16 protein-coding genes are annotated in these 17,140 nt (G+C 65.3%); 5 read left to right on the forward strand and 11 right to left on the reverse strand.

What is annotated here, in order from left to right; all coding sequences use genetic code 11:
• Positions 1 to 16 precede the first annotated feature (16 nt).
• From ABIB38_RS12935 to ABIB38_RS12955, 5 genes are read right to left on the reverse strand one after another with little or no spacing between them, the layout of a single operon-like run.
• Entirely contained in the window at positions 17 to 1,345 is a 1,329-nt protein-coding gene (locus ABIB38_RS12935; protein WP_429204390.1) for a sulfate adenylyltransferase subunit 1, read from the reverse strand.
• On the reverse strand, positions 1,345 to 2,280 hold the full coding sequence (gene cysD / locus ABIB38_RS12940; RefSeq protein ID WP_429204392.1) for a sulfate adenylyltransferase subunit CysD: 936 nt from the start codon (positions 2,278 to 2,280) through the stop codon (positions 1,345 to 1,347). The genes ABIB38_RS12935 and cysD overlap by 1 nt, the downstream gene beginning before the upstream one ends.
• 31 nt (positions 2,281 to 2,311) lie before the next feature.
• Entirely contained in the window at positions 2,312 to 3,028 is a 717-nt protein-coding gene (locus ABIB38_RS12945; RefSeq protein WP_429204394.1) for a phosphoadenylyl-sulfate reductase, read from the reverse strand.
• 11 nt (positions 3,029 to 3,039) lie between these two features.
• Positions 3,040 to 3,597, reverse strand: coding sequence for a DUF934 domain-containing protein (locus ABIB38_RS12950; protein WP_429204395.1), 558 nt, complete (start codon positions 3,595 to 3,597; stop codon positions 3,040 to 3,042).
• Positions 3,590 to 5,278: a nitrite/sulfite reductase gene (locus ABIB38_RS12955; protein WP_429204397.1), complete on the reverse strand. Its 1,689-nt coding sequence runs from the start codon at positions 5,276 to 5,278 to the stop codon at positions 3,590 to 3,592. The genes ABIB38_RS12950 and ABIB38_RS12955 overlap by 8 nt, the downstream gene beginning before the upstream one ends.
• 185 nt (positions 5,279 to 5,463) lie before the next feature.
• Here ABIB38_RS12955 and ABIB38_RS12960 point away from each other — a divergent pair, with 185 nt between their 5' ends.
• The 4 genes from ABIB38_RS12960 (at position 5,464) to ABIB38_RS12975 (ending at position 8,483) form a co-directional block, all read left to right on the forward strand.
• Complete coding sequence (locus tag ABIB38_RS12960) at positions 5,464 to 6,402, forward strand: CysB family HTH-type transcriptional regulator (protein WP_429204399.1); 939 nt, start codon at positions 5,464 to 5,466, stop codon at positions 6,400 to 6,402.
• The gene (locus tag ABIB38_RS12965; RefSeq protein WP_429204401.1) at positions 6,402 to 7,079 is read left to right on the forward strand and encodes a class I SAM-dependent methyltransferase; all 678 of its coding nucleotides are present in this window, start codon (positions 6,402 to 6,404) and stop codon (positions 7,077 to 7,079) included. Before ABIB38_RS12960 ends, ABIB38_RS12965 begins: the two co-directional genes overlap by 1 nt.
• An 11-nt stretch (positions 7,080 to 7,090) precedes the next feature.
• On the forward strand, positions 7,091 to 7,591 hold the full coding sequence (locus ABIB38_RS12970) for a YaiI/YqxD family protein (protein ID WP_429204455.1): 501 nt from the start codon (positions 7,091 to 7,093) through the stop codon (positions 7,589 to 7,591).
• Positions 7,592 to 7,829: 238 nt separating this feature from the next.
• Positions 7,830 to 8,483 carry a GNAT family N-acetyltransferase gene (locus tag ABIB38_RS12975; protein WP_429204403.1) on the forward strand — a complete coding sequence of 218 codons (654 nt, stop codon included), beginning with the start codon at positions 7,830 to 7,832 and terminating at the stop codon, positions 8,481 to 8,483.
• Positions 8,484 to 8,767: 284 nt separating this feature from the next.
• Here ABIB38_RS12975 and ABIB38_RS12980 read toward each other — a convergent pair whose 3' ends face one another.
• From ABIB38_RS12980 to ABIB38_RS12995, 4 genes are all read right to left on the reverse strand, one after another.
• Entirely contained in the window at positions 8,768 to 9,796 is a 1,029-nt protein-coding gene (locus ABIB38_RS12980) for a porin (protein WP_429204405.1), read from the reverse strand.
• Between the two features lie 162 nt (positions 9,797 to 9,958).
• Complete coding sequence (locus ABIB38_RS12985; protein WP_429204407.1) at positions 9,959 to 11,137, reverse strand: histidine kinase; 1,179 nt, start codon at positions 11,135 to 11,137, stop codon at positions 9,959 to 9,961.
• A gap of 113 nt (positions 11,138 to 11,250) precedes the next feature.
• Positions 11,251 to 12,018 carry a LytR/AlgR family response regulator transcription factor gene (locus ABIB38_RS12990; protein WP_429204408.1) on the reverse strand — a complete coding sequence of 256 codons (768 nt, stop codon included), beginning with the start codon at positions 12,016 to 12,018 and terminating at the stop codon, positions 11,251 to 11,253.
• A 118-nt stretch (positions 12,019 to 12,136) separates the two neighbouring features.
• Positions 12,137 to 13,438 (reverse strand): sensor histidine kinase, encoded by a 1,302-nt coding sequence (locus tag ABIB38_RS12995; protein ID WP_429204409.1) that lies wholly within the window; start codon positions 13,436 to 13,438, stop codon positions 12,137 to 12,139.
• A 259-nt stretch (positions 13,439 to 13,697) separates the two neighbouring features.
• Here ABIB38_RS12995 and ABIB38_RS13000 point away from each other — a divergent pair, with 259 nt between their 5' ends.
• Positions 13,698 to 14,636 carry an exopolyphosphatase gene (locus ABIB38_RS13000; RefSeq protein WP_429204410.1) on the forward strand — a complete coding sequence of 313 codons (939 nt, stop codon included), beginning with the start codon at positions 13,698 to 13,700 and terminating at the stop codon, positions 14,634 to 14,636.
• A 140-nt stretch (positions 14,637 to 14,776) separates the two neighbouring features.
• Here the strand turns inward: ABIB38_RS13000 and ABIB38_RS13005 are convergent, their stop codons facing one another.
• Together ABIB38_RS13005 and ABIB38_RS13010 are read right to left on the reverse strand one after the other, a co-directional pair.
• Entirely contained in the window at positions 14,777 to 16,936 is a 2,160-nt protein-coding gene (locus tag ABIB38_RS13005) for a sensor domain-containing protein (protein WP_429204411.1), read from the reverse strand.
• Between the two features lie 36 nt (positions 16,937 to 16,972).
• Positions 16,973 to 17,128, reverse strand: coding sequence for a hypothetical protein (locus ABIB38_RS13010; RefSeq protein ID WP_429204413.1), 156 nt, complete (start codon positions 17,126 to 17,128; stop codon positions 16,973 to 16,975).
• Positions 17,129 to 17,140: the final 12 nt, after the last annotated feature.

The raw sequence follows: 17,140 nt of genomic DNA on the forward strand, positions 1-17,140 counted from the left end.
AGTCCTCTTGTATCGATTAGTCTTCGATGCGGATCATACCCGCTGCGACGGTCTGGTGGGTGACTTCATCGATCAGGATGAAGGCGCCGGTGGCGCGGATGTCGGCGTAGGCGTCGGCCGCCAGCGGCTGCTGGACGGTCAGCTGCACGCGCGCGATGTCGTTCAACTTCAGTCCCTCCGCCGGATGGCGCTCTTGCGTGTTCACGTCCAGGATGGTGTCCAGGCGCGCCACCTTGGCCGCGGTCTGGCGGGTGCCGTGCTTGATCCAGTACTTGCGGCGCAGGTCGAGCGGCTCGTCGGCCATCCAGCACACGTCGGCCGTCACCTGCTTGAGCAGGGTCGCCGGCTGCGCGCTGCCGGCCAGCATGTCGCCGCGCGAGACATCGACGTATTCGTTCAGCACCAGGGTCACCGACTGGCCGGCCACGGCCGATTCCAGCGGACCGTCGAAGGTGACGATCTCTTTGACCGTCGCGGCCTGGTTCGAGGGCTGCACCACCAGCTGGTCGCCGACCTTGACCACGCCCGATTCGATGCGGCCCATATAGCCGCGGAAGTCGTTCGCCTCGTGGCCGTTGTGGCGCGCCACCAGCTGCACCGGGAAGCGGAATGGCGCGGCGTGCGACTGGTCATAGACCGACAGCGATTCGAGCAGCTCGATCAGGGTCGGGCCTTCGTACCAGGCCAGTTTGTCGGAACGCTCCACGACGTTGTCGCCGGCCAGCGCCGACAGCGGAATCGCGGTAATGTCCTTCAGGCCCAGCGACTGGGCAAACTTCTCGTACTCGGCCACGATGCGCTCGTAGACGGTGCGGTCGTAGTCGATCAGGTCCATCTTGTTCACGGCCACCACCACGTGCTCGATCTGCAGCAGCTTGGCGATGGTGGAGTGGCGCTTGGTCTGCGTGAGCAGGTCGACGCCGCCGTCCTCGCGCAGCTTCACTTTCGACACGTCGATCAGGATGATCACGGCGTCGGCGGTCGAGGCGCCGGTGACCATGTTGCGGGTGTACTGCTCGTGGCCCGGGGTGTCGGCGATGATGAACTTGCGCTTCGGCGTGGCGAAATAACGGTAGGCCACGTCGATCGTGATGCCCTGCTCGCGCTCGGCTTCGAGGCCGTCGGTCAGCAGCGACAGGTCGATGGTGTCGCCCACGGTGCGCTTGTGCTTGGCGCGCGAGACGGCGGCCAGCTGGTCGGCGAAGATGCCCTTGCTGTCGAACAGCAGGCGGCCGATCAGGGTGCTCTTGCCATCGTCCACCGAGCCGGCGGTGATGAAGCGCAGCAGGGTCGAGCCGGCTTGTTGGTCCAATGTGTCTTCGAAATTGTCGGTGCGGGCGTTCATCAGAAGTATCCTGCTTTCTTGCGTTTTTCCATCGAGGCTTCGGAAGTCTGGTCGTCCATCCGGGTCGCGCCGCGTTCGGTCACTTCGGTGACGGCCGTCTCGGCGATGATGCCGGCCACGGTATCGGCAGTGGACGCCACCGGGCAGGTGCACGAGATGTCGCCGACGGTCCGGAAGCGCACGGTGCGGTTTTCGACGGTTTCGCCTTCGCGCGCCGGGGTGAGCGGGGTCAGCGGCACCAGCAGGCCGTTACGCGGGATCACGTCGCGCTGGTGGGCAAAATAGATCGACGGCAGCGCCAGCTTTTCGCGGGCGATGTACTGCCACACGTCGAGCTCGGTCCAGTTCGAGATCGGGAACACGCGCATGTTCTCGCCCGGATGCACGCGGGTGTTATACAGGTCCCACAGCTCGGGGCGCTGGGCTTTCGGGTCCCACTGGCCGAACTCGTCGCGGAAGGAAAAGATGCGTTCCTTGGCGCGCGCTTTTTCTTCGTCGCGGCGGGCGCCGCCGATGCAGGCGTCGAAGCCGTGTTCGGCAATGGTTTCCAGCAAGGTCACGGCCTGGGCCGCGTTGCGCGAGTCGAGCTGTGGATTGCGCAGGCGTACGGTGCCGCGCTTGATCGAGTCTTCGACGCTGCCGACGATCAGGCGCTCGCCCAGCTCGGCCGCACGTGCGTCGCGGAAGGCGATCACTTCGTCGAAGTTGTGGCCGGTGTCGATGTGCACCAGCGGGAAGGGGAATTTGCCCGGGCGGAAAGCCTTCTCGGCCAGGCGCAGCAGGACCACCGAGTCCTTGCCGCCCGAGAACAGCAGGGCAGGGTTGCTGCATTCGGCCGCCACTTCGCGCATGATGTGAATCGCTTCCGATTCCAGCGCGTCCAGGTGGGCGGCATTGACGTCGCTCAGTACTACGTTGTCGCTAACAGTTGTCATGGCTGTGCCTGTTCTTTTCTCGGGTCGTGGCTCAAACGGCCACGGATTTGATACGAATAAGTTTGCCGTCCACCACGTGCAAGCCGCACTCCTTGGAGTCCGGGTTTTCCCACCACCAGCGTCCGGCGCGCACGTCCTCGCCCGGCTGGATGGCCCGGGTGCAGGGTTCGCAGCCGATCGACGGGTAGCCGCGGTCATGCAGGGGATTGTAGGGAACGTTATTGTTGCGTAAGTAGTCCCAGACGTTCTGCTCGCTCCAGTCGGTCAGCGGATTGAATTTCTGCATGCCGTGGGCCTGATCGTCTTCTTGCACCGCCAGTTCGGCGCGCGTGCTCGACTGGGCACGGCGCTGGCCGGTGATCCAGGCGCGCTTGCCCGCCAGGGCGCGGCCCAGCGGCTCGACCTTGCGGATGCGGCAGCATTCCTTGCGCATCTCGACGCTGTCGTAGAAGGCGTTCAGGCCATGGTCGGCCACGTAGCGCGCGACCGCCTCGGGTTGCGGGCGATATAGCGCGATGTCGTAGTCATAGTTTTCCTTGACGCGTTCGACCATCGACAGCGTTTCGGCGTGCAGGCGGCCGGTTTCGAGCGAGAAGATCGCGATCGGCAATTTTGCCTTCAAGATCAAGTCAGTCAGCACCATGTCTTCGGCCGCCAGGCTCGATGCGAACACGGCCGGCGTGAAGTCGCGGGCAATACGGGCCAGTATCGCGTGGGTTTCTTCCACGCGATGATGGAGGTCACTCATGCTGGAAGCTCCTAGATACCGGCGCCGACGTCGCGGTGTTCAGCCGGGGTATCGCGTGGAACCCGGCGGAACAGCGGGATCGGATTGTCGACCGTCGCCTGGTAGGTTTCTGAAAACACCGACAAGCCCTTGAGCGCGTCGTGGATGCTGCGGTCTGGCCGGGTGGCGAAGGCGTCGAAGCCGCAGCGCGCCATCTGGAACAGCTGGTCGCGCAGCACGTCGCCGATCGCGCGCAATTCGCCGGTCCAGCCCAGGCGCTTGCGCAGGTTGTAGGCGATCGAATAGCCGCGGCCATCGGTGAATTTCGGGAAATCGATGGCGATCACCTGGAAGCGCTGCAACTCGTCCTTGATGGCGGCGGCGCTCTCGTCCGGCGCCAGCCAGACGCCCAGCGCGGCGCGTGCGAGCAGCGCATCGCGCTGCGCCTGCCATACGCTCAGCGGCACGATGATCTTGCCGGCCGGGACCTCAACGGTCTCCGGCGTCTGGTTCTCGTCGAGTTTCAGGACGCTCCAGTCGTCGTTGACCACTTCGCGACCCTTGATGATCTGTGGGTGTTGATCAAGCATAGTGGTCCTCTCCAACCAGTTCGCCCGCCGGGATCGGCGTGGCATAGACGTGTTCCTTGAATGGGGCGATGCCCAGGCGCTGCACGGTGTCGACGAAGCGCTCACCGTCGATGCGGCAGCGAACATAGACTTCGAGCAAGCGTCCGATCACTTCCGGCATCTGCACCGCCGAGAACGATGGGCCGATGATCTTGCCGATGGCGGACTCGTTGCCCTGGGCGCCGCCGATCGACACCTGGTACCACTCGCTGCCGTCCTTGTCGACGCCCAGCACGCCGATATTGCCGACGTGATGGTGGCCGCAGGCATTGATGCAGCCCGAGATATTCAGTTCGATGTCGCCGATATCGTGCTGGAAGTCCAGGTCGTCGAAACGCTCGGCGATGGCGGCGGCGATCGGGAGCGATTTCGCGTTCGCCAGCGAGCAGTAGTCGCCGCCCGGGCAGGCGATAATGTCGGTCAGCAGGCCGATGTTCGGCGTGGCCATGCCTTTCGACTTGGCCAGCTGCCACACCTCGAACAGCTTGCCCTGCTCGACGTCGGCCAGCACCAGGTTCTGCTCGTGGGTCACGCGCACCTGGCCGAAGCTGAAGCGGTCGGCCAGCTCGGCCACGAAGTCCATCTGCTCGGCGGTGGCGTCGCCCGGCGGCACGCCGTTTTTCTTGAGCGACAGCACGACGGCGGCGTAACCAGGCACCTTGTGCGGCTTGACGTTGCGGTTGAGCCAGTTGGCGAAGGCGCGGTCGTCCGGTTGCGCGGCGACGACGTCGGTATCGGCCAGCTCGCGGTAGGCGTGCGGCTGGAACCACTTGGCCACGCGGTCGAATTCTTCCTGGGTGAGGGTTTCGGGACCGTCCTTCAGGTCGGCCCATTCTTCCTCGACCTGGCGCGTGAATTCCTCGACGCCCACAGCCTTGAGCAGGATCTTGATGCGGGCCTTGTACTTGTTGTCGCGGCGGCCATGCGTGTTATACACACGCATCACGGCTTCGGTATAGGTCAGCAGGTGCCGCCACGGCAGGAACTCGCGGATCACGCTGCCCAGGATCGGGGTGCGGCCCATGCCGCCGCCGGCCATGAACTTGAAGCCGACTTCGCCGGATTCGTTGCGCACGACGGTCAGGCCGATGTCGTGCACGGCGATCGCGGCGCGGTCTTCCAGCGCGCCATTGATGGCCACCTTGAACTTGCGCGGCAAGGCCAGGAATTCTGGGTGGAACGTGCTCCACTGGCGCAGGATCTCGGCGAAGGGACGCGGATCGACGATCTCGTCGGCCGCCACACCGGCATACTCGTCGGTGGTAATGTTGCGGATGCAATTGCCCGAGGTTTGGATCGCGTGCATTTCGACCGAAGCCAGGTCGGTCAGGATGTCCGGCGTCTGCTCCAGCTCGATCCAGTTGTACTGGATGTTCTGGCGCGTGGTGAAGTGGCCGTAGCCGCGGTCGTACTTACGGGCGATATGGGCGAACATGCGCATCTGGTCCGCCGACAGCAGGCCGTACGGCACCGCGACGCGCAGCATGTAGGCGTGGCGCTGCATGTACAGGCCATTCTGCAGGCGCAGGGGCAGGAATTCCTCTTCCAGCAGCTCGCCGCTCAGGCGGCGGGCGACCTGGTCGCGATACTGGGCGATGCGCTCGCGCACGATGAGGTGGTCATAATGGTCGTAACGGTACATGTGCTGGGTCCGAATGAGGTGAGGCGGATGGTGTTCGCCCATTAAATAATGTCCCCGATCATACGGAGCTAAGCTTATATTCCAAACTACGGATAATTTATTTGCTTATATGCGTAACCCGAATAAGCATCTTAGAATGTCGTTCGTTGGCGCTTCGCTGCCTCTTTAACAACAATAATGATCAAATGAATCTCCATCAACTGCGCTTCGTGCGCGAGGCCGTCCGCCAGAACTACAATCTGACTGATGCCGCCAAGGCATTGTTTACCTCCCAGCCCGGGGTCTCGAAGGCCATCATCGAGCTGGAGGAAGAGCTTGGGGTCGACATTTTCACCCGTCACGGCAAGCGCATCCGCGGCCTGACCGAGCCGGGGCGGCTGGTGCTGCAGTCGGTCGAGCTGATCATGCAGGAGATCGACAGCCTGAAACGCATCGGCAAGGAGTATGCGGCCCACGACAGCGGCAGCTTTACCATCGCCACCACTCACACCCAGGCGCGCTACATGCTGCCGAAGGTGGTCCAGGCCTTCATGCAGAAGTATCCGAAGGTGCGCCTGTCGCTGCTGCAGGGTAATCCAAAGCAGATCGCCGACATGGTCAAGAACGACCAGGCCGACCTGGCCATCGCCACCGAATCGATCACCGCCGTCGACGGCCTGATCACCTTGCCCGCTTACCAGTGGGAGCACGTGGTAGTGGCGCCTCCGGACCACCCGCTGTTCAAGTCGCGCGCCATTTCGCTCGAGGAAATCGCCAGCTACCCCGTGATCACGTATGATGCCGCCTTCGCCGGCCGCAGCAAGATCGACCACGCCTTTGGCCTGCGCAACCTGAAGCCGGACGTGTTGCTGGAAGCGATCGACGCCGACGTGATCAAGACCTATGTCGAGCTGGGCATGGGCGTCGGCATCATCGCCGGGATGGCCTTCGACCCCGAGCGCGACCGCAACCTGCGCGCGCTGCCGGTCGGCCACCTGTTCGGCATGAACACCTCGCGCGTGGCGATCAAGCAGGGCGCGTACCTGCGCAGCTATATCTACACCTTCATCGAACTGCTGGCGCCGACGCTCAACCGCAAGATGGTCGAGTCGGCGATGCGCGGTGGGGAAAACTACGAACTGTAATGGAATCAAAGATGGACAAGAACGGCGTCATCGCCTACTACGACGGCATCGCCGCCCACTACGACAACGCCGCCGCCGGGTATTCGGAAGAGCAGCTGGAAGACCTGGACGAGTCGCGCGAGCAGCTCGCCGCCTTGCTGGCCGGCCACCGCATCCTGGAACTGGGCTGCGGCACCGGCGCCTGGACCGAAGTGCTGGCCGAAACCGCCGACTCCGTCCTGGCGCTCGATGCCAGCGAAGCCATGCTCGAGCTGGCGCGCCTGCATGGCGAAGACCTGGACAACGTCGCCTACCGCCTGGGCGACGCGCTGGACTTGCCTGACGACCTGGCCGGCGGCGACAAGTTCAGCGCCGTGTTCATGGCCGGCCTGTGGTCGCGCCTGACGCGCGACCAGCAGGAAGCGCTGCTGCTGTCGCTCAGGAAACGACTGGGCAAGGACGTGCTGCTGGTGATCTTCGACGACGCCTACGTCGAAACCGAGAGCGCCACCATCGCCCGCACCGACCTGCAGGGCAACACGCATGAATTCCAGCTCGACGCCGACGGCAATCAACACGAGCTGGTGAAGAACTACCCGACCGACAGCTATCTGCGCAAGCGCCTGGACAAGGTCGGCCGCGAGATCAAGATTGCGCGCTGGGAGTTCTACTGGGTGCTGACCTGCCGCCTGAAGTGATGCCCGGGCAGTTGCACATCTGGGTCGACGCCGACGCCTGCCCCGCCGTCATCAAGGACATCCTGTTTCGCGTGGCCGAGCGCCTGCAGCTGAACGTGACCCTGGTGGCGAACCAGCTGATGCGGGTGCCGGGTTCGCGCTTCATCCGCGCGCTGCAGGTGCCGGCCGGGCCCGACGCGGCCGACGCCGAGATCGTCGCGCGCGTCAATCCCGGCGACATCGTCGTGACCGGCGATATTCCACTCGCGGCCCTGGTGCTGGACAAGGGCGGCCTGCCGCTCAATCCCCGCGGCGAGTGGTACACCAAGGACACGATCGCCCAGCAATTGACGATGCGCGCCTTCATGGAAGAGCTGCGTGGCAGCGGCGTCGACACCGGCGGGCCGGCCGCCTTCAGCCAGGCCGATCGCCAGCACTTCGCGAATGCGCTCGACCGCCAGCTGGCGCGGTCCAGGCCGCGCGCGCCGGAGCGCCACCCCGGCGCCGCGGCGCCGGATGGCAACATGGATTGACGCGCGCACGGTGCTGTTGTGCTGTTGATAACAATGTTGTTCTTGTTATAATGGGGCAAGGGTGCACGCTCCGTTCGGGAGCGGGGCAGGATGCGCGATGGTCGGGCCGCCACGCGAAACAGTTCACGTCCATGTCAACCTGACACCGGCGTGAGCGTTGAAAGCTTGCCATGCACGCTAACGTCACACGCAAACTCCGCACCGAACCATCATCGTCAGCAACCCCGCGGGTGGCCGCATGACGCGTACCCGCTACGGCCTGCGTTCGCCCGACAGCCCCGACGGCCGCAGCGGCGCCAGCCTGCTGATCGAGCGCATGTACGCCTGGCGCGGCTACCAGGCGGCGCGGCTCGACGCCGACGACCCGCACCGCATCACGCTGACCGCGTCGGACCAGGACGAGGTGGTGGGCACCCTGACCATCGGGATCGATGCCAGCCGCGCGCTGATGGCCGACCAGATGTACAAGGAAGAACTGGACGCCTTCCGGGGCAAGGGCGCGCGCCTGGCCGAGGTGACCAAGCTGGCGTTCGACCATTCGGTCCAGTCCAAGCATGCGCTGGCCAGCGTATTCCACCTCGCCTTCATCTACGCGCGCGCGATGCACGGCTGCACCGACGCCGTCATCGAAGTCAATCCGCGCCACCGCCGTTTCTACGAGCGCATGCTCGGGTTTCGCCAGGTAGGGGGGCTGAAGGTGAATCCGCGGGTGAACGCGCCGTCGTTCCTGCTGCACGTCAGCCTGGCCTACGTGGCGCAACAGGTCGAGGCGTTCGGCGGCGCCTTCAAGCGCGGCATCGACACCGGCGAGCGCTCGTTCTACCCCTATTTTTTCTCGCCCGAAGAAGAGCGGGGCATTGCGGCCCGCCTGGTGCGATCGGAGGCAGCCTAGGCGCTGTTGATGCCGCCGCACTGGCGGCGCCATGAAAAAATGCCGGCATGGCCGTCATGACGGTAAGTTAAGGCGAAAGTCTTCTTGAGTTAGCGTAAGAACGTCGTTACTGCCACTGGCAGTAACGACTCCCCACGAAGGTGGGGACCCAATCTTGCAAGCGTTTCGGCGACGTTTGCAGAACTTGGGTCCCCGCCTGCGCGGGGACGACGCATTTGACGGCTAGATCAGCAGCTTGACTTAACGGTATTGCCGGCATGGCCGGCGTTGGATGCCCGCGCGGATCAGAACGCGTGACGCAGGCCCACCGTGAACACCGAAGGATCGGCGCCCAGCGCGGTGGCCGGCGGGGTCACGTTGTTCGACGACGCGTTGATGCCGAACACGCCGCGGCTGTTGTTGCGCAGCTGGGCGTAGGTGGTGTAGATGTTGGTGCGCTTCGACAGCGAGTAGGTGTACGACACCGAGACGGTGTTGCCCTTGGCGTCGGTGTTGTCCAGCTTCTGCTGCTGGAAGTTCAGGAAGAACTTGTTCGCGCCGACGGCGTACGAAGCGCCGATGTTGGCGTTGGTGTATTCAGGGTTGACGGCGGCGCCGGCGCCCTCCAGCTCCGCTTTCATCCAGTTACCCTTGATTTCGAACGCGCCGAAGTTGTAGCCGGCGCCAAACGCCATTTCCTTGTCGTCGCCTTCGTTCAGGCGCTCGATGGCGTGGTAGCCGGCGCCCAGGTACAGGCCGCCGTTCTTGTATTCGAGCGACACGCCCAGCAGGTCGAGCGACGGATCGGCGGTCTGCTCGCCGGTCGCGTAGGCGGCGTTGACGACGAAGCCGGACAGCGAATTCGATTTGTAATTGACCGAGTTCGACAGGCGGCGGGTCAGGCGATTGGTGCCGAACGCTGACAGGTTCGAACCGTACAGGCCCTGGCCGTTGATGTCGGTGGCGGCGGCGACGGCGGCGATCGGCGAATATTCGCGACCGACGGTCAGGGTGCCGAAATCGCCCTGCAGGCCGACCACGGCGCGGCGGCCGAAGGTCTGGGTATCGGTGGCGCCGGTGTCGAGCGACACGCCGGCTTCGATGTTGAACAGGGCTTTCAGGCCATTGCCGAGATCTTCGGTACCGCGAAAGCCCAGGCGGCTGCTCGACTGGTTGCCCGAGCTGACGGTGGTACGACGGTCTTGACCCGGCGCGTCGGTATCCTCGACCGCGATGGCAGCGTCCATCACGCCATAGATCTGGACGTTGGTCTGGGCGTGGGCGAACAGTGGCAGGGACGACAGCACGGCGGCGGCCAGGAACTTATACTTCATGAAGATCTCCAGTTTGGTTTCGACAAGATGTTGAGTGATCAATCAACTCAGATCGACAGCGATCTTATCGAGCCAATATGTCGAGTTCATGACAGTCTGACCATGTTGTTTTTACGCAATGGCGTGAACAATATCCTTTAGTGTGGGCATCCGTAGACAACGCTAGACCACGTGGCCGCTCAGCGGCAGCACGATGTCGATGCGGGTGCCGGGCGGCTCGTCGCCGGCGATGGTGATGTCGCCGTGCATGGCCCAGACCCGCTCGCGCATGCCGACCAGGCCCAGCGACTCGGCCTTTTCCATGTCCTCGGCGCGGATGCCGCGGCCGTCGTCCTGGATCGTCACCAGCAGCTCGCCATTGGTGCGATACAGATTGAGCAGCACGTTGCGGGCCTCTGCATGGCGCGCGATATTGGTCAGCGCTTCTTGCACGATGCGAAACACGGCCGTGCTAGCGGCGTCGTCCAGGCGCAGCTCGGCTTCGTCGGCCAGCAGGGTGCAGGCGATGCCGTGTCGTTCGACGAACTCGTCGCGCAAGCCCTGCAGCGCGAAATACAGGCCGCCTTCGTCCAGGGCGCGCGGGCGCAGGTTGGTGGCAATGCGGCGCAGCGAGGCGATGGCGGTCAGGAGATTGGTTTCCATGCCGGCCAGGAGGCGTGCGCTGGCATCCGGCAATTCGTCGATGCGGGCCAGCAGGGTCAGGTCCATGCGCAGCGAGGCGAGCAGCTGGCCCAGGTCGTCGTGCAGCTCGCGCGCGATGTGGGTGCGTTCTTCTTCGCGGATGCTTTGCAGGGCGGAGGACAGCTGGCGCAGCTGGTCATGCGAGCGCGCCAGCTTTTGCTGCACCAGGTGGCGCTCGGACACGTCGCGCAGGATCACCGTGAACACGGGGCGGCCGTCATGCTCGACGCTCGAAATCGAGCCCTCGATGGGAAACAGCTGGCCGCCGGTGCGGATGCCGGTGACGGCGTAGTCGGTGGCGCGCCGTCCCGCACGGCCGCCGCCGGCCGGGAAATAGTCGAGCGGCGTGCGCGCCTCTGGCGTGGGGGGCTGGACGAAGCGCGACAGCTGGGAGCCCTGCATCGCGCTGACGCTGGAACCGAACATCTGGGCTGCGGCCGGGTTGGCCAGCAGGATGGTGGTGTGCTCGTCGACCGACAGGATGGCGTCGCTGGCGCTGTGGACGATGCGCCGACTGTCGAAGCCGCGCACGCCGCGCTGCGGACCGCGGGCGCGGCGCAGGGCGGCGGCCATATTGCCGGCGCAATAGCCGCTCAGGAAGCCGGCTACCAGCACGACCGGACCGGTGCGGCGACTGCGTGCCCTGCGCTGAGGTCTCATGCGGGAAACTTAGTTAGAGGGGACGGCCGCGGACGCGGACCGGGACCTCTACATTACGCGCGGAAGAAGGGCGGGGCGTTGAGGGGAGACAAGGCGCCGGCGCGCCGGCGCGATCACATCTGCTTGAACAGGTGCAGGAAGCTGCGGCTGACCTCGAGCTTTTCCGGGCGCCCCTTGACCAGTACGAGGTGACGGCCGCGGATGTCGCGCGTCACGCCCTCGATCGCATTCACGTTGACCAGGGTCGCGCGATGGATCTGCCAGAACAGCGACGGGTCGAGCTCTTCGGCCAGGTCGCGCACCGGCTTGCGGATCAGGGCTTCGAAGCTGGACGTCTGTACGGCCGTGTATTTCTCGTCCGACCGGAAGAACAGGATGTCCTCGACCGGGATCATGCGCAGGTCCTGGCCGATGCTGGCCTGGATCCATTGCAGGTGCTTTTGCTTCGGCGCGGCGATCTTCTCGGCCAGCTGGCTCAGCATGGCCGACACGCTGTCGTTGACGCTGCCGGCGGCCTGCGGTTGCTCCAGGCGTTCCTTGAGGCGGTCGACGGTGATCTTCAGGCGGTCCGGCTCGGTCGGCTTGAGCACGTAGTCGATCGCGCCGCGCTCGAAGGCTTCCACGGCGTACTGGTCGTAGGCGGTGACGAACACGATCCGGCTGGCGTCGCCGATCTCGCGCGCCGCTTCCATGCCGGTCTTGCCCGGCATGCGGATGTCGAGGAAGGTCAGGTCGGGCTTGAGCTCGCCGACCAGCTGCACGGCTTCGTCGCCGTTCTTCGCTTCGCCGACGATCTGCAGCTCGGGCCAGGCGTCCTGCAGGCGCATGCGCAGCTGGTCGCGCATCAGTCTTTCGTCATCGGCAATTATCGCGGTAGGCATGGCGGTCTCTTCTCGGGTTTGTTATCCAATGATTATTCAATGAAACCGGGCGTCAGGCAAGCCGGGCGGTCGCATGCATCTCGGTCTTATCCTCGCGCGTCATTCTCGAGCTTTACGCTCAAGCCTGTTTCGACAACTGATAAGGCACTTCGATCGTCGCGATCACGCCGCCCGGGCTGTTGGCGCCGATGTGCAGGCGGGCGCTGTCGCCGTGCAGCAGCTTGAGGCGCTCGCGGATCGTCTGCAGCCCCAGGCCGGTGCCGTCGCTCGGCACCACGCCGAAGCCCACGCCGTCGTCGGTCACGGTCACGCGCAGCTTGCTGTCGGCCACCTCGGCCACGATCTTGAGGGTGCCGCCCTCGGGCTTGCATTCCAGGCCGTGCTTGATCGCGTTCTCGACCAGCGACTGCAGCATCATCGGCGGGAAGGCCGCGCTGCGCAGGCCGTCCGGGATCTGCCAATCGACCGTCAGGCGTTCTTCCATCCGCATCTTGAGCAGGGCCAGGTAGGCGTTCACCATGTCCACTTCGCGCCCCAGGCCGGTGAGCACCGCGTTGTCGCGCATCTGCGGCAGCACCGCGCGCAGGTACTGGATCAGGCTGCGCTGCATGGCCGACGCGCGCGGCGGGTCGACCCGGATCAGGTGCTCGACCGAGGCCAGCGTGTTGAACAGGAAGTGCGGCTCGACCTGGGCCTGCATCATCTGCATCCTGGTTTCCGACAGCTGGCGCTGCATGGCTTCGCGCTCGGCGGCGGCATTGGCGACCTGGGCCTCGGCATCGGCGCGCTTCTTGCCGCCGACCAGGGCCTTGGTGCCGAACAGGGCGAGCAGCAGTAGCAGCACGAAGTTCATGAACCAGGTCGAGGCCTGCTTGTGGTAGCGCGACACCTTTTGCTCGGCGGCGTCCTCGACCGCCGCTTCGATGGCGTTGGACAGTTCTTCGCCGATCTGGGGCGGCAGCTCGATATGGACCGAATCGTCGCCCGGGTGGATGCTGACGCCGCTGACGCCGCTGGCGGGCGGCTTGGGCGGCAGCGGCGCACGGGGCGCCGCCGGCGCATCCGGATCGGCCGGCGCCGCCGGCTCCGCAGGGTCGGCCGCGTCGGCCGGTTCCGCCGGCTCGGCCGCGCCGCTGCGGGCACGGGTGCGCGGATTGAAGCGGATGCCGCTCTCGTCGATCAGGATGCTCGCTTCGCTGCGGCGCCCGGCGTCGCGCTCGGCGCGCGCGATTTCTTCCTGGACCGGGCCGTTGAACAGTTCTTCCTGCAGGATGCCGGCGGCGGTCAGGGTCAGGCAGGCGAACAGGAGGAACTTCCACCACGAGAGCTGGGTAACCCAGGTGGCCACCGCGTCGAAGGCCCGGTAGAGCCAGGACAGGATGCCCGTCAAATAGTGTTGTATCGAACTGCGTGCTTGCATGGTCGTCAATCTCGTTTGGCCGCCAGCGCCGGAGGAAGTCGACGATGAGCGTTGGAATGATGCAACTCTAACGCGCCGGACGCATCAGGACCAGCCCCCTGCGACAGCCTGCAGGATTCGGGGAATGGACGGTGCACATGCGCTGGGAATGATCGAACTCAACAGCTACTAATTAGAAACATTGCAAGGTATGATGCTCTTCTCCGATGGCCGGGCCATGCCGGGACCAATCACAACCGACGACGAAAGGGTGTGCTAGATGTCCGCTATTCCCCACAAATTCCGCCTCGTGACCCGCAGCGATTTCGACGGCCTGGTCTGCGCCGTGCTGCTCAGGCATCTCGAACTGATCGACGACATCCTGTTCGTCCATCCCAAGGACATGCAGGACGGCAAGATCGTGATCACCGCCCGCGACATCACGACCAACCTGCCTTATGTCGCGGGCGCCCATCTGGTGTTCGACCACCACCTGTCGGAAACCATCCGCAACACCGGCCGCCGCGAGAACCACGTCATCCATCCCGATGCGCCGTCGGCGGCGCGCGTGGTGTACAACCACTACGGTGGCGCACGCACCTTCCCGGCCGCCTGGAACACCATGATGGCGGCGGTCGACAAGGGCGATTCGGCGCGTTTCACGCGCGAGGAGGTGCTCGACCCGCAAGGCTGGGACCTGCTCAATTTCTTGATGGACGCGCGCACCGGCCTCGGGCGCTTCCACGATTTCCGCATCTCGAACTACCAGCTCATGATGGACCTGATCGGCCATTGCGCCAGCCAGGACATCGACCACCTGATGGCGCTGCCGGACGTCGTCGAGCGCAGCACCCTGTACCGCGAGCACAGCGCGCGCTGCAAGGAGCAGATACGGCGCTGCGCGAAAGTCGAGGGCAACCTGGTGGTGCTCGACCTGCGGCAAGAGAGCGTGATCTATGCCGGCAACCGCTTCATCATCTATGCCCTGTTCCCCGAGACGAACATCTCGATCCACGTGCTGTGGGGCCTGAAGCAGCAGAACACCGTGTTTGCCACCGGGAAGTCGATCCTCAACCGCACCTCGAAGACGAATATCGGCGCGCTGATGCTGGAATATGGTGGAGGCGGGCACGAGAATGCCGGCACCTGCCAGGTGGACAATGAGCTGGCCGAAGAGGTGCTTGGCGCGTTGATCAAGCGCATCACCAGTGAAGGGTAGTTGACACGTCATTCCCGCGCAGGCGGGAATCCAGGTTTGCCGGCGTGTTCGCTACGGGGTGATTTACCGCTGCATACAGGCATTGGATTCCCGCCTTCGCGGGAATGACGTTCTGACGCTTCTCTCTGGCGTCCGCCGACCTAGGCCATATGCTGCCGCTGCGCCAGCAAATGCCGCGCGGCGTCGGCCGACAGCGGTTCGCTGAACCACTGGCCCTGCAACTGGTCGCAGCCGTGGGTGCGCAGGAACTCCACCTGCGCCTCGGTCTCGACCGCTTCGCCGACCACCGTGATGTCGAGGTTGCGGCCGATGTCGATCAGGGCCTTGGCCAGCGAGCCGCCGCCATGGTCGGCGATATTGTGCACCGCCACCCTCGACAGTTTGACCTGGCGCACCGACAGCTGCTGCAGGAAGGTCAGGTCGGAGATGCCGCGCCCGAACTGGTCGATCGACAGCATGGCGCCGACGTCACGCAACTGGGCGGCCAGGTCGCGGGCCAGTCCGGGATTCCTGATCAGGTCGGCCTCGGGAATTTCGATCTCGAGGGTACCGGGCGGCAGGCCGTAGCGCGACATGCGTTCGGCGATGCCGGCGATGAACGTGGGGCGGCTGTATTCGCGGTGCGACACGTTGACCGCGACCGGCAGCGCGGTATAGCCGGCATCGCGCAGCTCGCGCGCGAAGGCGCAGGCCCGGTCCAGCACCCGGTTGCCGATCTCGACGATCTGCCCGCTTTCCTCGGCCTCGGCCAGGAAGGACGCCGGCAGCATCACCCCGTGTTCGGGATGGCGCCAGCGTAGCAGCGCCTCGAAGCCGCGCACCTTGCCGCTGCGCGCGTCCATGCGCGGCTGGAACAGCAGGAACAACTGGTCGTCGTCGAGCGCGCTTTTCATGTTGCCGGCCAGGGTCGCGCGCGCCTCGCTGGCCGAGCGCATTTCGCTGGAATAGAAATGCAGGCCGCCACCGGTGCTCTTGGCCCGGTACATGGCCATGTCGGCCGCCCGCACCAGGTCGGCCGAGGTGCGGCCATCGTGCGGGAAGGCCGCCACGCCCAGGCTGGCGCCGACCGGGATTTCGCTGCCGCCGAAGGCCACCGGCATCACCAGGGCGCGGCGCACGCGTTCGACCATGCGCAGCGTGTAGCGCAGGCTGGGCTGCTCGACCAGCACCATCACGAACTCGTCGCCCGACATGCGCGCCACGGTGTCGCTGTCGCGCACGGTCGCCTGCAGGCGCCGCGCCACCATCTTCAGGACCGCGTCGCCGGCGTCGTGGCCGAAGGTGTCGTTGATGGTCTTGAAGTTGTCGAGGTCGATCAGCACGGCCGCCACCAGCGTCTGGTGGCGCTGGGCCAGGTGCAGCGCGTGGTCGAGCCGGTCCCACAGCAGCGTGCGGTTGGCCAGGCCCGTCAGGCTGTCGTGGTTGACCTCGTGTTCCAGGCGGTCGGCGCGCTCCTTGCTCGCGGTGACGTCGACCAGGATGCCGACGAAGTGGGTCACCTGGCCATTTTCGTCGTGCACCGGGGTGATGTGCAGGTCGTTCCAGAACAGTTCGCCGTTCTTGCGCAGGTTGCGCAGCACCACATGGACCGAGCGCTGCTCGTGCAGCGCCTGGCTCATGCGCCTGCGCTCGTCCTCGTCCAGCCCCGGCGCCGCCATGAAGCGCGGGTCGCGGCCGATGACCTCGTCGGCGGTGTAGCCGGTGATGCGTTCGAAGGCCGGGTTCACGTATTCGATCGGCTGGTCGGGGCTGCCGTTTCTGGCGATGATCACGCCGTTGCTGGCCGCGTCCAGGGCCCGCTTGTACAGGTTCAGCTGGCGCTCGTGCGCGCGGCGCTTGGCGATGTCGATACCCATGCCGAACAGGTACTGGCCGCCGTCGCAGTCGATGCGGGCGCCGCGCAGCAGGGCAGGGGTGACGCGTCCGCTGCGCGAGACGTAGTCGACTTCCATCTCGAGTTCGATATTTTCGTCGAACATGCGGCGCAGCTTGTCGGCGAATTCGGCCCGGTCGCTCACGTCGAGCATCTCGAACGCATTGGCCGTCGCCAGTTCTTCCGGCATCATTTCACAAACGCGCTCGAGGTTGTGGTTCCACATCAGCACGCGGCCTTTGCGGTCCAGGATGTAGAAGGTGCCCGGCAACAGGTCGACCACGTCCTTGAGCGCGGTGGCGCCGAGGCGTTCGGCATCGGGCAGGGCGTGGGCTGCCGGAATGACGTTGACGTGGTAGCCGCGTGCGGCGCCGCTCGCATCGCGCTGGGCCGTGAGCGTGATGCTGGCCGCGCGCCCCGCCCGCAACGCGAGCTCGGCGGCGCCGGCCTCGCGCAGCTCGGGCTAGGGCGCCGCGCCCAGCAACCTGGAGGCCTGGCGGCCGAGGGCATCCCCCGCCGCCAGGCCGAACAGCGCGGCGCACTGGGGTGACCAGGTGATGATCGTCCCTGCCTCATCAGCCAGGAAGCTGACTTGCTCGGAGGGGTCGAACGCTGACATGTCGGGCCGCCT

This window comes from Massilia sp. UYP11, from assembly GCF_050434805.1.
Taxonomy (GTDB): Bacteria; Pseudomonadota; Gammaproteobacteria; order Burkholderiales; family Burkholderiaceae_D; genus Telluria.

Coding starts and splice junctions, on each gene's coding strand:
- ABIB38_RS12935 (WP_429204390.1), bottom strand. CDS start 1,345: ATGAACGCCCGCACCGACAATTTCGAAGACACATTGGACCAACAAGCC.
- cysD (WP_429204392.1), bottom strand. CDS start 2,280: ATGACAACTGTTAGCGACAACGTAGTACTGAGCGACGTCAATGCCGCC.
- ABIB38_RS12945 (WP_429204394.1), bottom strand. CDS start 3,028: ATGAGTGACCTCCATCATCGCGTGGAAGAAACCCACGCGATACTGGCC.
- ABIB38_RS12950 (WP_429204395.1), bottom strand. CDS start 3,597: ATGCTTGATCAACACCCACAGATCATCAAGGGTCGCGAAGTGGTCAAC.
- ABIB38_RS12955 (WP_429204397.1), bottom strand. CDS start 5,278: ATGTACCGTTACGACCATTATGACCACCTCATCGTGCGCGAGCGCATC.
- ABIB38_RS12960 (WP_429204399.1), top strand. CDS start 5,464: ATGAATCTCCATCAACTGCGCTTCGTGCGCGAGGCCGTCCGCCAGAAC.
- ABIB38_RS12965 (WP_429204401.1), top strand. CDS start 6,402: ATGGAATCAAAGATGGACAAGAACGGCGTCATCGCCTACTACGACGGC.
- ABIB38_RS12975 (WP_429204403.1), top strand. CDS start 7,830: ATGACGCGTACCCGCTACGGCCTGCGTTCGCCCGACAGCCCCGACGGC.
- ABIB38_RS12980 (WP_429204405.1), bottom strand. CDS start 9,796: ATGAAGTATAAGTTCCTGGCCGCCGCCGTGCTGTCGTCCCTGCCACTG.
- ABIB38_RS12985 (WP_429204407.1), bottom strand. CDS start 11,137: ATGAGACCTCAGCGCAGGGCACGCAGTCGCCGCACCGGTCCGGTCGTG.
- ABIB38_RS12990 (WP_429204408.1), bottom strand. CDS start 12,018: ATGCCTACCGCGATAATTGCCGATGACGAAAGACTGATGCGCGACCAG.
- ABIB38_RS12995 (WP_429204409.1), bottom strand. CDS start 13,438: ATGCAAGCACGCAGTTCGATACAACACTATTTGACGGGCATCCTGTCC.
- ABIB38_RS13000 (WP_429204410.1), top strand. CDS start 13,698: ATGTCCGCTATTCCCCACAAATTCCGCCTCGTGACCCGCAGCGATTTC.
- ABIB38_RS13010 (WP_429204413.1), bottom strand. CDS start 17,128: ATGTCAGCGTTCGACCCCTCCGAGCAAGTCAGCTTCCTGGCTGATGAG.